At 47.5% G+C, this 14,873-nt stretch carries 11 protein-coding genes; 4 read left to right on the top strand and 7 right to left on the bottom strand.

What is annotated here, in order from left to right; all coding sequences use genetic code 11:
- The first annotated feature begins 10 nt into the window (after positions 1-10).
- Positions 11-1,123 (top strand): toxic anion resistance protein, encoded by a 1,113-nt coding sequence (locus AAHF22_RS11575; protein WP_347325159.1) that lies wholly within the window; start codon positions 11-13, stop codon positions 1,121-1,123.
- 231 nt (positions 1,124-1,354) lie between these two features.
- On the opposite strand, the gene AAHF22_RS11570 is transcribed toward AAHF22_RS11575, so the two are convergent.
- From AAHF22_RS11570 to AAHF22_RS11560, 3 genes are all read right to left on the bottom strand, one after another.
- Positions 1,355-2,563 (bottom strand): S-layer homology domain-containing protein, encoded by a 1,209-nt coding sequence (locus AAHF22_RS11570; RefSeq protein WP_347325158.1) that lies wholly within the window; start codon positions 2,561-2,563, stop codon positions 1,355-1,357.
- A gap of 235 nt (positions 2,564-2,798) precedes the next feature.
- Positions 2,799-3,533, bottom strand: a complete 735-nt coding sequence (locus AAHF22_RS11565; protein WP_347325157.1) for a hypothetical protein — start codon at positions 3,531-3,533, stop codon at positions 2,799-2,801.
- Positions 3,530-4,090, bottom strand: a complete 561-nt coding sequence (locus tag AAHF22_RS11560; protein WP_347325156.1) for an RNA polymerase sigma factor — start codon at positions 4,088-4,090, stop codon at positions 3,530-3,532. Before AAHF22_RS11560 ends, AAHF22_RS11565 begins: the two co-directional genes overlap by 4 nt.
- Before the next feature lie 484 nt (positions 4,091-4,574).
- Here AAHF22_RS11560 and AAHF22_RS11555 point away from each other — a divergent pair, with 484 nt between their 5' ends.
- The gene (locus AAHF22_RS11555; protein WP_347325155.1) at positions 4,575-7,658 is read left to right on the top strand and encodes a glycoside hydrolase family 3 C-terminal domain-containing protein; all 3,084 of its coding nucleotides are present in this window, start codon (positions 4,575-4,577) and stop codon (positions 7,656-7,658) included.
- A 691-nt stretch (positions 7,659-8,349) separates the two neighbouring features.
- Here the strand turns inward: AAHF22_RS11555 and pstB are convergent.
- From pstB to AAHF22_RS11535, 4 genes are all read right to left on the bottom strand, one after another.
- Positions 8,350-9,105 (bottom strand): phosphate ABC transporter ATP-binding protein PstB, encoded by a 756-nt coding sequence (pstB, locus tag AAHF22_RS11550; protein ID WP_347325337.1) that lies wholly within the window; start codon positions 9,103-9,105, stop codon positions 8,350-8,352.
- 94 nt (positions 9,106-9,199) lie between these two features.
- A complete protein-coding gene (gene pstA / locus AAHF22_RS11545) occupies positions 9,200-10,135 on the bottom strand; it encodes a phosphate ABC transporter permease PstA (protein WP_347325154.1) in 936 nt (311 codons plus the stop codon).
- Entirely contained in the window at positions 10,132-11,058 is a 927-nt protein-coding gene (gene pstC, locus AAHF22_RS11540) for a phosphate ABC transporter permease subunit PstC (RefSeq protein WP_347325153.1), read from the bottom strand. The genes pstA and pstC overlap by 4 nt, the downstream gene beginning before the upstream one ends.
- A gap of 210 nt (positions 11,059-11,268) precedes the next feature.
- Entirely contained in the window at positions 11,269-12,210 is a 942-nt protein-coding gene (locus AAHF22_RS11535; RefSeq protein WP_347325152.1) for a phosphate ABC transporter substrate-binding protein, read from the bottom strand.
- Between the two features lie 240 nt (positions 12,211-12,450).
- Between AAHF22_RS11535 and dcuS the strand changes: the two genes are divergently transcribed.
- Both dcuS and AAHF22_RS11525 read left to right on the top strand, forming a co-directional pair.
- Positions 12,451-14,046, top strand: coding sequence for a DcuS/MalK family sensor histidine kinase (gene dcuS / locus AAHF22_RS11530; RefSeq protein WP_347325151.1), 1,596 nt, complete (start codon positions 12,451-12,453; stop codon positions 14,044-14,046).
- The gene (locus AAHF22_RS11525; protein WP_347325150.1) at positions 14,047-14,757 is read left to right on the top strand and encodes a response regulator; all 711 of its coding nucleotides are present in this window, start codon (positions 14,047-14,049) and stop codon (positions 14,755-14,757) included.
- Positions 14,758-14,873 lie beyond the last annotated feature (116 nt).

Genomic DNA, 14,873 nt, shown 5'->3' with positions numbered 1-14,873 from the left:
AGATGATCCCATGGCAACACCTGCGATTTCGTTAAAAAAAGAAGATGAGCAAAAAGTAACCCAGGAAGCAAGTGTCATTCTGCAACAGGTCTCCCGCGCGGATACGCTAAATTTGGATGGATTGATGGATGAAGTCGGTAAGCTGGGCATGCAAACGCAGGAGCGTGCAACCCAGACGCTACAAATGCTGGATCGCCCGGTGAATGATCTGATGTCCGGCAAGTCCAAGCAAGTATCGAATTTGATTTTGTCATTGCGTGATGAGTGTGAAGCGCTCCAGCAAAGTAAAAATGTAGGCTTGTTCGCTAAACTGCTGCGCAAATCTCCGATCAAAAACTATGTGTACAAATATCAGTCGGTCAGCAAAAATGTCGACGCGATCGTACAGGGTTTGCGTGACGGCAAAGACACACTGGAAGAAAACATGGTCAGCATGCGTACACTCAAGCGCAATTCGCTGGAGGAAATCTACAATTTGCAATATAAGATCGCGATGGGCAATGAGCTGAAAAAGCTATTTGAAGCCGAAATCCAGAAGCCGGAAAATGAGCATCGTAAAGTGTATTTGGAGCGTGGATTGCGCAAAGTGGTGACTCGCGTCCAATCGATGACTGAAAATATTATGCTGTTCAATCAGGCAATTGCTGCGACTGATATCGTCAATGATACGAATGATAAGCTGATCGACTCGGTTAACGACTCTGTATACAAAGCAGCGAACTTGATCAAAATCTCCGCCATGATCGCACTGGCGATTGAAGATCAGGAACGTGTGGCGAATGCAGTCGAAAGTGTAAATCAGACGATTGAAGATCAATTCCGTCAAAATGCACAAATGCTGAAAACGAACAGCGAGCGCTCGGCAGAGCTGCTGAAAAAGCCAACGATGTCACTGGAATCGGTCAATCAGGCGATTGCAGATCTGATGTCGGCACTCGATACATCGGAACGTTCCAATCGTGAAATTATTGCCAGCTGTCAGGATTATACGGTGAAACTGTCCACTATTAATGATCAGATGACACGTCGTCTGGGGCTGGAAAAAGCCGAGGCCAATACGCCTTCCCCCACGTCACGCGGCACTGAGCCGGCACGAGATCCCCTGGCAGACTTACTCCGTTAAGCATCGTCAGCGACATCGACATAAACATAGCGAGAGCTATCGTGCGACACCTGCTTCGGTCAGTGTAGAGGTGGAAGTTGAGGTCGAAGTCGAAGTGCAAATGTGCACAAATGCTGGAGTGAACATCGAAGTGGATGTTGAGACAGAAATTGAAACGGATATCGAAATCCATCCAAAAAGCCGCTATCTGCGATAACAGAAGCGGCTTTTTGGATTGGTCTAACAATCGTGTTAACGATTAATCGCGTCGTTCTTTGCCTTTGCAGGGGAACCATCGCCATTATAGGAGAAGTGAATCGCATAACCGTAGTTTGCATCTGGCTTGAAACTTTTCAGTTGATCCGCGGTAAAATAGCCGGATACGTAGCGGAATTCGGACTTTTCCAGTTGACCTTTGTACGTCCAGCCTGTATTCATCGCTACATCATAGCCGAGCTGTTGCATGCGCTTTAGTTCAGCCGCTGCTTGCGTACTATCGGGTTCGAGCGGTTTGCCGTTTTGAGTCAGATCGATCGCGACGAAGTATAGCGCATCTTTGTCATTAGCGTGCTGAGCGAGTGCTTGATTCACATCTTGCATGAGTATAATCTCGCCATTGTTGGTCATCGCATACGATTCACCGGCAGGTGCATCTTCGATTAACGGTAGGTCACTCGCAACTTGTGAGTGGTCTGCTGATGGCGCTGCTGCTGGTGTAAATCGGTTCAAATAATTCAGACCATCGTACAACATAATCGCAGCATCGGCGCGAGTTATATTTTGCTTCGGATTAAAGTTGCCGTTCGCATCCATACTTACGATTTTCAAAACGATCGCGAGCTGAACGGAACCGACATGGCTAATATCCATCGCAGATTGATCGTTAATATCGGGTGGAATGATGCGGAACACAGGCATTTTGCCAGTAAGCTGCATAGCGCTCATCACATAGTCGACATATTGCTCGCGAGTGATGGGCGCGTCTGGATTAACGGTGGCAGGGATATCAAGACCTGCTTGCGCGGCGGTAGTAAACGTATCGGCATACCATGCCGAAGGTTTTACCTTGCTAAACTGGGGAATGGTTGGCTGCTGCGCCTTATTCTCATCGCCTGCTAATGGGTCTGGAGCAGGAGATTGAACGGTATCCAGCTTGAACGCTTTGACCATCATATGCAGCGCCTGCGCTTGAGTTAACGATTTGCCAGGGGCAAAGTGGGTGTCGCTCATGCCGTTAATTACCTTTTGAGTGGCAAGTGATGTAATTTTGTCTTTGCCCGGTACACCGTTCAGGTCGTCAAAGCTAGCGGCAAAAGAGCTGGTAGCCATGCCGCCGGACAACAGGGAGATTGCCAGCGTTGAGATTGCCAGTTGTTGACCGAGCCTGCGGCGCCTTTTATTCGAGCCTGTTTCCTTGCTTTTTGCTGCGACCATCTGATTTCTACTTTTGTTGCTGTTCATCGTATATTCCTCCTTGAAAATAGGTTTATCCATCGATAAGAATGGAACGTTCTACCTTAAAAGACGACAATGCGTATAAATGGTTAGGTCATTTCGGATGAATTGTTGAAAATAAATCGATCGCTTTTTTATCATTGTCTACTCATTCATCGTACAGAATAGGTAAACGAACACGCTAAACGAACACATTAACCTACTAACGAACAATTTCTTTCAATGCTAGATGGCGAACAGTTTACTTCAAAGCCGGATTATGCGGATCGGTGAAAATCCCCTGTTCCGCCGGAATCGGTGAACCATCTCCATTTACAGCAAAATGAATCGAATAGCCATAATTCGGACTAGTAGCAAATTGCTCCAATTGCGCTGCGGTTAAATAACCAGCGACCAGGATACCGTTTACCTGCTGATTTTCTCCAGCGTAGGTCCAGTAACGTGAATAGCCGATAGTATAATCCAATTGTTGTAGTCGTTTGAGTTCAGCGCGCGTCTGCTCGCTATCCTGAGCCATAGGTGTGCGATTATGGAACAGATCAATAGCGACAAGGAACACTACCTGCTTACCTTGATTCGCTTGTAGCGCTTGTTTCACATCCGGACTGTACAGGACGGTGCCATTGGCAGGCATTTGCATCGCCGGTGACACATCGGCAGGCTGTTTCTGATTGGAAATATAGCTGTTCACGACCGGTTCGGAGGCGGTATACATCGCAGGCTGACTTGGCCAGGATGAGCTAAACATAAACAGACAGGCGGCTACAGCAACGACTGCCAGCGCAGAAGCGATACCTATACGCAACGAGCGACGTCGGCGTGGGCTACTCATTGCTCGTTCGCGCTCATCTGACGCTAGCGTTGAAGGGACAGGCTCCATTAGCTGTAACTGCTGCTCCAATCGCTCCAGCAGCACATCATCTACCTGACCGATCGCCTGAAATAATCGTTCTTCACGCGTGGGCGAAGTAGTCATAGCTCCATTCCCTCCTTGATCAGATAACTTTTCAGCTTGCCACGACTGCGGAAAAGGCTGGCTTTAATATTGTTTTCCTTCACATTAAATCGTTCTGCCATTTCGGACAGAGACATCCCATACCAGTATCGTGCCAAAAACAGATTACATTCACGCTCCGGCAAGCTGTGCATAAATTGATTGATCGTTCGGTTTAAATCCTGATCCAGTAGCGTCTGTTCTACATTCGTGCTGGCAGGAATGCATTCGGTCAATTCTTCCATCAAGGACGGCATATCGCCACCACGCTTTTTAGCTTTTTTGGCTTTGTATTTATCCAGTGATAAATTACGTGTAATGCGTCCGACAAAAAAGGATAGCTTGTTCGGTCGCTGCGGTGGAATCGTATTCCATGTACGTAACCATGTATCATTAACACATTCCTCCGCATCTTCTGTGTCATGCAAAATATTGTACGAAATCGAGTAGCAGTAGCGCTCATACCGTGCAGCCGATTCCGCAATAGCCGATTCGCGCCGATCCCAGTATAGCTGCACAATGTCTTCATCGTTTAGCATGATATCCCTCTCTTGATTCATAGTCTCTCTATATACACAGACGATAACGAGCGGCAAAGGTTATCGTAAAATAGAAATTCCTCTGTATTGCAGCAGTGAGCTATCACTAATTATTACGCTAATTATGACCTGAGGAACATTTTTGTAAGGGCTTTCTTTTGCAAAATATTTACTTTACCATTAGGAGGGAAGGCGACACAATAGGTGGGTAACTCAGGTAACTCAGGTAACTCAGGTAACTCAGGTAACTCAGGTAACTCAGGTAACTCAGGTAACTCAGGTAACTCAGGTAACTCAGGTAACTCAGGTAACTCAGGTAACTCAGGCTAATCGGGTAACTCAAGTTACCCAGTTGTTCATACTACTCATCATACTTCAGCCTGAGTCGATAGGATTCCCGATTCATTACTACTACAAGCTGGTTACAGCCTATTTTCACCCATACATGATCACGATTGTCTACATACAAAGGAGCGAATAATCGATGGCAAAAACAACACCTTATCCGTTTCAAGATCATACGCTGGAATTGGATCATCGTGTAACGGATCTCGTTTCCCGCTTGACCGAAGAAGAAAAGATTGAATCAATGTTACAGTATCAGCCCGCAGTAGAGCGACTTGGCGTGCAGGCGTACAAGCATGGAACCGAAGCGGCACATGGCATTGCCTGGCTGGGCGAGGCCACGTATTTCCCACAGCCTGTCGGTCTTGCCTGTACATGGGATGCAGAGCTAATGCAGCGCATCGGAACAGTAATTTCCGATGAAGCGCGCGTAATGTACAAGCGGAATCCCGAGGTTCATGGCTTGACATTGTGGGCACCAACAGTAGATATGGAGCGTGATCCACGCTGGGGACGTAATGAAGAAGCCTATGGAGAAGACCCGTATTTGACGGGCGAATTGGCAAGCAAGCTGGTACAGGGAATTCAGGGAGATCATCCGGTATATTTAAAAGCCGTGGCGACGCTCAAGCATTTTCTCGGTAATAACAATGAGGTCGATCGTGGTGCAGGCTCATCCAGCATTGATCCGCGCAATATGCGGGAATATTATTTAAAGGCGTTTGAGCGACCATTTGTACAGGGCCAAGCGAAGTCGATGATGACAGCTTACAATTCGATCAACGGTATCCCTGCGCTGATGCATCCGCTTGTGCACGAAGTCGTTAAAGAGGAATGGAATATGGATGGCTTTATCGTCAGTGATGCCGGTGATGTGATGGGCATTATGCGTGATCATGGCTATTATGATTCCCATACGCCAGGTGTAGCGGCATCGATCAAAGCAGGCATTGATAGCATTACCGATGATCCAGATCTGTCCAAAGCTGCACTGCGTGAAGCATTAGAGCAAGGATTGCTGGATTGGAACGATATCGATACCGCGCTGCACAACACATTTCGCGTGCGATTTATGCTTGGCGAATTTGATCCGGATGAACTGAATCCATATGCTACGATTGGCGAAGAATCGATGATGACCGAGCAGGCGAAAGCGACTGCTGCCGAGGCTACCCGCAAATCGGTAGTGCTGCTCAAAAACGATAACTTTACCTTACCGCTATCCGACAAAGCTACTAGCAGCGTAGCACTTATCGGCGAATTAGGTGGTACGGTCTATCGAGACTGGTATTCCGGTACGCTCCCTTATGCGGTTACCGCTGTAGAAGCGATTCGAAGTAAAGTAGCTGGGAACGTTCATTATGCAGATGGCAATGATCGCATTAGGCTACGCGCAGCGAATGGCGAGCTGTTGTCTGTTCGTGCTGACGGTAGCATAGGAACACAGACGGCGGAATATGATGCGGCAAATGCGAATATGACAGTGGATAGCCAACCACCATCCGAACGCTTTATTTTATCGGACTGGGGCTATGATAGCTATTGCTTGCGCTGTGAAGCAACGGGAATGTATGTCGCAGCAGATGATGAGCAGCAACGGATCGCTACAGCGACCGATGAAGTGTATGGCTGGTTTGCCAAAGAAGTGCTGCGATTGATAGAGCAACCAGATGGTCATATCGGCATTCGTACATGGAATGGTCGTGAACTATACTGGGATCAGACAGACGGCACGATACGGATTGCCGAAGGCGAGCATCGATATCCGCCAGTGCAAGCAGACTGGCAAATTCCGGCTGCCACGCGCGCCGCTGTGAACAAAACGCAAGGAAATGTGTCTGTAGAAGATGTTGCTCCTTCATCCATCATCCCCAGCACTGCTGCGACAGCATCCGAACGTGCAGCGGAAACTTTCCATTTCAAAAAAGAAGTGCTGGAAGATGGTGTACAACATGCTATCCAATTAGCTCGGGATGCTGAAACCGCGATTGTGTTCGTCGGCAATCATCCGCTCATCAACGGAAAAGAAGAAGTCGATCGCCCAGGATTGGAACTGGCAGCTTCACAGCTTCGGCTTGTGCAAGAAGTGTATGCCGTGAACCCGAATACAGTAGTTGTCGTGGTCGGAAGCTATCCATTTACGATGGATTGGATACAGGAACATATTCCAGCGATTGTGTATATAACCCATGCTGGACCGGAACTGGGCAATGCAATTGCAGATGTGCTGTATGGCGATTATGCACCGGCAGGCAGACTCAATATGACGTGGTACCGTTCCGTCGAGCAACTCGGCAATCTACTGGATTACGATATGATCCGTTCTGGCCGGACGTATCAGTATTTTACAGGGGATGTGTTGTACCCATTTGGTCACGGATTGACCTATTCACCGATGAACTATAGCGAGCTGGAGCTATCAGCGGACACTTTAGAAACCGAAGACCTGCTCACCATCCATGTCACCATTCAAAATGAAGGCGGACTGGATAGCGATGAAGTCGTACAGCTGTACACTCGTAATGAACAATCACGGGTCAAACAGCCGCTCCAAACGTTACGCGCATTCCAGCGTGTTCATATCAAAGCAGGCGAATCTGTGCAAATCCAGCTCCAACTGCCTATCCAGGAACTTGCTTTCTGGGATGTCACCCGTCATCAATATGTAGTCGAAACAGGAACGTACCGCATGCTCGTAGGAAGCTCTTCCAGCGATATTCGTCTGGAAGCGAATATCCAGATTAATGGCGAAATCATTCCTCCACGCGACCCATATCAGACGATCCGTGCAGAGAATTACGATAACTACACAGCCATTCAGCTCGTAGAAGCTGGCGATGGCAGCGCAGCGACAGAAGCAATCGATGAACAGGCATGGCTGCTATATGACGATATGAATTTTACCGCTGGTGCGTCCAGCATAACGGCACGCATCGGCAGCGGGGCTGAATCCGCTGGGGTTCGAGTTTATGTAGGAAAGACCGATTCCGAGCCAGTCGCTATTTTGTCTGCTTCGATTAAAGGTGAACATACTCGTTCGACAAGTGCAACAGATACAACTCACGTAGCCGATGCAGCTTACGTAACCTATACAACAGCTACTGTGAACTGGCACGAAGTAACCGCTGATTTACATCATTTAAGCGGCTTACAATCTATTTATCTGGTACCGAGCAAAGGAACGCGTATTAGCGAATTTAGATTCCATTCGGCTAAGTCATAATCGTGCCTTTGACGTGTGATTGCCAGATTAGATTGTATATCTTTATAGAATAATATTTGCAAGTTTATAAGGCGCAGAATACACTTTTAAAGGATTGAGGATTGAGGATTGAGGATTGAGGATTGAGGATTGAGGATTGAGGATTGAGGATTGAGGATTGAGGATTGAGGATTGAGGATTGAGGATTGAGGATTGAGTGCTAAAGAACCTAACTACAAGGGATTGAAGCATTTGATCTTTGTATTTATGGTTTACCTGTAAACGAATGTACGAGTACATTTGTAGCGAAATAGAACAAACTGTCTACGAGCATTTGAACTTGAAGCACGGTGATGCAAATAACACAGAACGGAGTCTGTCCCCTTATTCTTTTACGGAGCAGTTATTGCCGCTAACATCAACGTCCACTCACTACATCCAATAATCATCAACACAGCGACTATTTCCACTTACTATACATGTCACATCCCTACAATACCGCACAAAATACCGTACCAAAATAACAACCAAAAAAGATCGTATACGCCACCAACAATAAGGTGACTATACGATCTTTTTGCTATACGGTGCTCCAATTGCTTGTTTACCATCACTAACTAGACAATGTTATCATCCAATGAAACCACCACATCGCTAACTCCATCTACATCGCTAACTCCATCTACAAATACAAAGCAAACAAAAAGACGCTTCATCCGAAGCGTCCCATAATATATTCCTGCGTAGAATTTTTCTCTGGATTGGTGAAAATCTGATCGGTCTCGCCATGCTCAACGAGCGTACCGAGATAGAAGTAGGCGGTGTAATCCGATACCCGCGCTGCCTGCTGCATATTGTGCGTAACGATAACGATACGCAAATCCTTTTTCAGTTCGGTGATCAGTTCCTCAATTTTACCAGTAGATACCGGATCAAGTGCGGAAGCAGGCTCATCCAGCAGCAAAATCTGTGGATTAACCGATAGTGCACGTGCGATACAGAGACGTTGTTGCTGTCCGCCGGACAATGCTAACGCGGAGTCCTTTAAACGATCTTTAACTTCATCCCACAATGCCGCACGACGGAGACTCGTTTCCACAATCTCGTCCAGTTGCTTACGGTTTTTGATGCCGTAATAGCGTGGGCCAAAGGCGATATTTTCATAGATCGATTTGTAAAAAGGGTTCGGACGCTGCCATACCATGCCGATCCGTTGACGCAACTTGATCACGTCGGTATGCGGCGCAGTCAGATCGATGCCGTCCATCCAGATATGTCCGGTTGAACGAGAACCAGCAATCTCATCGTTCATGCGATTGAGTGAACGCAGGAAAGTCGATTTACCGCAACCGGATGGCCCGATTAATGCCGTAACACTTGCTGCTGGGAAACCCATGCTAATATTTTTAATGGCTTGAAACTCACCATAATAGATACTTAAATCTTCGGTACTGAAAGGCATTGGCATTACCATAATTGAATGTTCCTCCTTGAGTGGTTGCACAGCCTGTACAATCCGTCATGATGATATTGGATCGTACAGGCTACGGCGTCGTATCGGATCAGTTCATCCGTTTGGATGCAGTCATATAGCGATACAGTGTACGTCCACCCCAGCGTGCAAACAGGTTGAACAGCAGTACCATGATGACCAGTACAGCGGAAGCACCAGCAGCAATTTGTATCGCATCCGGTGCCAGACCTTCACTGTTTACTTTCCAGATGTGAGTCGCCAGTGTTTCAGCAGGACGCAGCGGATTTAGCGGCGAACGCGGATGCAGTGGATTCCAATCTGAGAAATTCAGTGGTGGTGTGGTCATACCGGAGGTGAACAGCAATGCTGCCGCTTCCCCGAATACACGACCAGCCGCCAGAATCGTACCGGTAACGAGTGATGGAATCGCTACAGGCAGCATGATCGATGTGATGATCTTCCATTTGGACAAACCGAGTGCCAAGCCTGCTTCTTTTTGTTCACGTGGAACACCGGAAAATGCTTGTTCCGTAATCCGAACCATGAGCGGCAGGTTGAAAATCGTCAACGCCAGCGCACCTGCAAGCAGGGAGAAGCCCATTTCAAATGTGTTAACAAATACGAGCAAGCCGAACAGACCGATAACGATCGATGGGAAGGAAGACAATACTTCTACCACGAGTCGAATAAAGCTAGTAATTTTACCAGGCTTTGCGTACTCCGACATATAGATACCGCCGCCCAATCCGAGCGGAATCGTAATAATCATCGTGAGTACAAGCAGGTAGAGCGAGTTAAACAGCGGAGGCCCGATACCGCCGCCTTCACGAATCGTTTGTGGGTTGGAAGTGAGGAAGTGCCAGCTAATATGTCCAAGTCCACGGAACATAATAAATCCGATTAAACCAAGCAAAATAGCGACGATCGACAGAGCAAACACGATAATGACAACCGTAGCGACTTTATCAGCGGTTTTGGCCCGTTTGCGTGCTTTACTACGTAATATCTGAGTTTGGGTTGTCATATCCGGTTTCTCCTTTCAAGCAGACGAATGATCATGATGAAGACGAAAGTCATCAGCATCAGTACCAGCGCCATACTCCACAATGCGTTATTTTGAATGGAACCCATCGCTGTGTTACCCATGCCGAGTGTAATAATACTTGTTAGTGTAGACGCAGATTCCAGCAAGGAAGTTGGAATAAATGGAGCATTACCAATAACCATCTGTACCGCCAGTGCTTCACCGAAAGCACGTGCCATACCGAGTACGATACCTGTTAACAGTGCAGGCAGAACAGTTGGCAGTACGACACGATAGATCGTTTGCCAGCGTGTAGCACCTAGTGCATAGGAAGCTTCACGTTGACCGCGCTGCAAGTTTGCCAGTGCGTCAGCCGCTACGCTTGTAATGGTCGGCAAGATCATGATCGACAGTACAAGCGCACCGGCGCCAACACCGATACCCTGGCCGCCTACATGGTCACGCAGAAACGGAACGATCAGCGTCAAGCCGATAAAGCCGTATACAACGGATGGGATACCGGACAGCAGCTCAATCGCCGGTTGCAGGATACGTTTACCGAATGTGGGCACGATTTCGGTCATGAACAATGCAGCTGCAATACTGAGTGGACTTGCAATCGCGGCTGCCAGCAATGTCACGAGAAATGAACCCGCAATGGCTGGCAACGCGCCAAATGCTGGCGGCGATGCATCCGGCGCCCAGCGTGTGCCGAAGAAGAAGTCTGCAAAACTCACACCATTCACGGCAAACGTAGCTACACCTTTCGATGTAACAAAGTACACGATCGATACGATGGTCGCAATCAGAAAGACGACACAGATCGAAGTATAAATACGACCGATCCAATCCTCAATCCGATGTTTTTCGAGCGGCAGTCTGCGACGCTGCGCTTCTCGTGGAGTAACCTTGGAATGCTCCATAAATAAAAAACCTCTTTTCTACAAAGCGTTTAAAATCCGTTGTCTTGCCATTGCATAGTCTATATCTATATGTGTAGGAACAGGGAGAATAGACCTCTTGCACAGGAGGTATGTGGTGCTAACGTGAAAAGAGAGGCGGATCATCCGCCTCTTTTCGCTGCGGTTCACCGACAGCTGGATCTTTTCACTCGTTCTATTTGAAAGTAAGGCTTATTTTTTAGTTACTTTACCTTCTGCATCACGTTGTACTTGCATGCCAGAGATTGGAATGTAGCCCAGTTGTGTTACATCGCTCTTTTGAACGTCATCGCTCAGCATGTAGTCGAGGAATGCTTTTGTAGAAGCATCTGGCTCGCCTTTCGTGTACATGTGCTCGTAAGCCCAAACTGGATATTTACCAGCTTCAACGTTTTCTACCGTTGGCTCTACGCCGTCATAGCTCAGTTCAGCTACGCTGTCATCCAGGTAAGACAGTGCCAGGTAACCGATAGCGCCAGGTGTTTCAGCGATCAGCTTTTTAACTGTACCGGAGGAATCCTGTTGGATCGAACCCGCTGGATCTTCTGTTTTTTGACCCAGTGCGTATTTTTCAAATGTTGCACGAGTACCGGAGCTGCTTGGACGGTTGATGATCACGATCTTCTGGTCAGCGCCACCAACATCTTTCCAGTTCGTTACTTTACCAGTGAAGATATCAACGAGTTGTTGTTTAGTCAGACCTTTTACGTTAGCATCTTTGTTAGCAACTGCTGCCATAGCAACAACCGCTACTTGATGGTCAACCAGTTCAGCTGCTTTGTCAGCATCCAGCTTTTCAGCTGCGAACACGTCGGAGTTACCGATTGTTGCTTGACCTTCAGATACTTGAGTCAGACCAGTACCACTACCGCCACCCTGTACTTGTACAGAGATGTTTGCATATTTGGAGTCTGCCATGAATTTCTGTGCGACTTGGTCAACCAGTGGTTGCAGTGCAGTGGAACCTACAGCGAGAATCGAACCGCTATCTGTGCTGGTTGAAGCTGTTTCTCCAGTGCTACCTGTGCCGGATGATGCACCTGTAGTTGTTGAGCCGCTGTTTCCAGATCCGCAGGCAGCAAGTACCAGAATCATAGTCAGCGTGAAAAGCATAATTGGCAGTTTCTTAAACATTTGTAAAGTCTCCTCCCCCTAATTAAAGGCGCCATACTTGTATGTTTTTGTTGATCACAAAACATATTTTAGGAGTTCAGTGTTAGCTTTAAGTCGTAGTTTTGTAAACTCTGTATTAAAATTTTGCGAAAATGTATGCGAAATGTAAGACGGAAATGGTGTTTCTTCTTTATAAAAAATGATCATTGCCGGAAAAGGCATGACAGGATACGATACCCCAAACAGGCTGAGGTGAGTTCAGTGAGAAAAGGAATTCGCTTACGTTTACAAACGACGATCACATTGCTCGTCTGTCTTGTTGTCGCACTTGTACTGCTTTGTGTGTATGTGATGTACAGCATTGAGGTGTCCGAACAGACACGTAAAGGGCTAGAGCAACGCGCGGTTGCGATTGCGCGTACAGCGGCGTACACACCACTTGTGTATGAGGCGCTGGATGGAAAGGTGGAGCCAAAGGAAGTACAGACGTATGCAGAGCATGTGCGGCGTATCAATGGTGTTGAATTTGTTGTAGTGATGAATATGCAAGGTATTCGGCTATCCCACCCGGACCCGGCGCAGATCGGCAAACATTTTCGCGGTGGAGATGAAGTGTCGGCACTGCATGGACAGGAAACGATATCGATCGCCGATGGCTCGCTGGGACGATCGATACGAGCGTTCGAGCCGATTTTCAATGCGAATGGCAAGCAAGTTGGCGCGGTAGCGGTAGGGGTATCGATCGGTACGCTGATGACGGCGATCAGTGACAACAAGTGGATATTGTACTGGGGGATTGCCCTGGGTGCCCTGCTGGGTACAATTGGAGCTGTGTTGCTTGCCCGTCAGTTCAAGCGCCTGATGTTCGGACTGGAGCCGCGACAAATTGCACGTTTGCTGGAGGAGCGCAGTGCGATGCTGCAATCGGCAAAAGAGGGCATTTTATCGGTTGATTCACGGTTTCAGATTACGCTTGCCAATGCTGAAGCCAGTCGATTGATCGGAGCGGCTGGTGATAGCGAAGCGGATGAACGGCGCTTTCGTGAATTTTTGCGTTCTTTACAGATGGAACGAGCACTGGCAGGTGAGCCGCTTAAGGATGTGGAGGTTGCTGCTAACGGGCATATGTTGCTTGTAAATGTGGAGCCGATTCAGGTGAACGGACAAACCGAAGGCGCGATTGCGACGTTTCGCGATATGACCGAGATTAGCAGGCTGATGGAGCGTTTATCCGGGATTTCGATGTATGCAGACACGTTGCGTGCGCAGACGCATGAATTTATGAATAAACTCCATATTATGATGGGATTACTGCATATGAAGCAGTATGATCGATTGGAGACGTATATACGCAGTATAGTGCCAAGCCTGCAAATGGAGGCAGGTACAGTACGAGAGCAGATCAAAGACCCTATAGTGGCAGGCTTTCTGATCGGCAAGCTTAGCCGTGCGCGTGAACTGCATGTACGTATGATACTGAAGGAAGATGCGTTACTGCCGGAAGCAGCTGATCCGCAGGTGGCATACGAATTAGTGACCATCGTCGGCAATCTGCTGGAAAATGCGATGGAGGCATCGCGTCAATCGATAGAACCTGTGATTGAACTGGGTTTTGATTATAATGACGAAGAGCTAGCCATAACGGTAAACGATAACGGTATCGGTATACCGGATGAGCTAGTCGAGCGCATGTATGAACAGGGTTTCTCCACTAAAGGACATGATCGTGGTGTTGGATTGTATCTTGTACGTCGAAGCATCGCCAAGCTCGGCGGCGATATTCGTGTCATAAGCTATGAAAACAGCGGTACAATCTTTGAATTAACGATTCCTTATTCTATCAAGCGTGGTGATTAAATGATTAACGTACTGATCGTAGAAGATGATCCGATGGTGGCAGAGATGAACAAGTTTTATTTGAGTCAGGTGGACGGTTTTCATTGTGTAGGCTGGGCAGGATCAACGGTACAGGCATTGGAGCGATTACAGCAAACGAATCACGGTATTGATCTGGTGATGCTTGATATTTATATGAAAGAACATAACGGCTTAGAGCTGCTCGCTGACATTCGGCATGCCAATATAGAGGTGGATGTGATGATTATCTCCGCAGCAAGCGATAAAACGAGCATTCGTTATGCCCTGCAAAATGGTGCAGTCGATTATCTGATTAAGCCGTTCGAATTTGAACGGTTTCGAGCCGCATTAGCTGCCTATCGCGAGCGGCATTCCCTGTTGTATAACAGCAATCATTTCGCCCAGGCTCAGCTTGATCTACTCACTCAGCCTACCCATGCCTCTGAAAAAACAGACCTAGGCAAAGGGCTTACACGCGTCACGCTCAAACTGATCTGGGAGACGATCAACGTGCATCCAGGCTCTGTATTTTCCAGCGAAGAAATCGCCGGACAAACTGGACTATCCCGTGTATCCGTGGGCAAATACCTGACAGCCATGCAGGAGCTGGGCATACTTGAACTGGAAACGACCTACGGCATGATCGGCCGCCCTGTCAAACGCTATCGCACTACATCCGGCGCAGATGCGATTATCGGCAAATATATTTGAGCTAAGTAAAGAGTACAGACATTGACTACATGGTTTAAAGTATAAGTGTGATTATGATAAATGCTAGGAAACTGCTTCATAAAGCTTCTATAAGTACTTCTCGATTTCATGCTTAT

Origin of the sequence: Paenibacillus wenxiniae, from assembly GCF_039822605.1 — a bacterium.
Lineage (GTDB): Bacteria > Bacillota > Bacilli > Paenibacillales > Paenibacillaceae > Saccharibacillus > Saccharibacillus wenxiniae.
The sequence above is the reverse complement of the archived record's forward strand: the minus strand, read 5'-3'. Positions and strand labels throughout refer to the sequence as shown.

What these genes read in the sequence shown, in the direction of transcription:
- AAHF22_RS11555 (WP_347325155.1), top strand. Translation starts at nt 4,575, where the DNA reads ATGGCAAAAACAACACCTTATCCGTTTCAAGATCATACGCTGGAATTG.
- AAHF22_RS11560 (WP_347325156.1), bottom strand. Translation starts at nt 4,090, where the DNA reads ATGCTAAACGATGAAGACATTGTGCAGCTATACTGGGATCGGCGCGAA.
- AAHF22_RS11535 (WP_347325152.1), bottom strand. Translation starts at nt 12,210, where the DNA reads ATGTTTAAGAAACTGCCAATTATGCTTTTCACGCTGACTATGATTCTG.
- pstB (WP_347325337.1), bottom strand. Translation starts at nt 9,105, where the DNA reads ATGCCAATGCCTTTCAGTACCGAAGATTTAAGTATCTATTATGGTGAG.
- pstC (WP_347325153.1), bottom strand. Translation starts at nt 11,058, where the DNA reads ATGGAGCATTCCAAGGTTACTCCACGAGAAGCGCAGCGTCGCAGACTG.
- AAHF22_RS11570 (WP_347325158.1), bottom strand. Translation starts at nt 2,563, where the DNA reads ATGAACAGCAACAAAAGTAGAAATCAGATGGTCGCAGCAAAAAGCAAG.
- AAHF22_RS11575 (WP_347325159.1), top strand. Translation starts at nt 11, where the DNA reads ATGGCAACACCTGCGATTTCGTTAAAAAAAGAAGATGAGCAAAAAGTA.
- pstA (WP_347325154.1), bottom strand. Translation starts at nt 10,135, where the DNA reads ATGACAACCCAAACTCAGATATTACGTAGTAAAGCACGCAAACGGGCC.
- AAHF22_RS11525 (WP_347325150.1), top strand. Translation starts at nt 14,047, where the DNA reads ATGATTAACGTACTGATCGTAGAAGATGATCCGATGGTGGCAGAGATG.
- AAHF22_RS11565 (WP_347325157.1), bottom strand. Translation starts at nt 3,533, where the DNA reads ATGACTACTTCGCCCACGCGTGAAGAACGATTATTTCAGGCGATCGGT.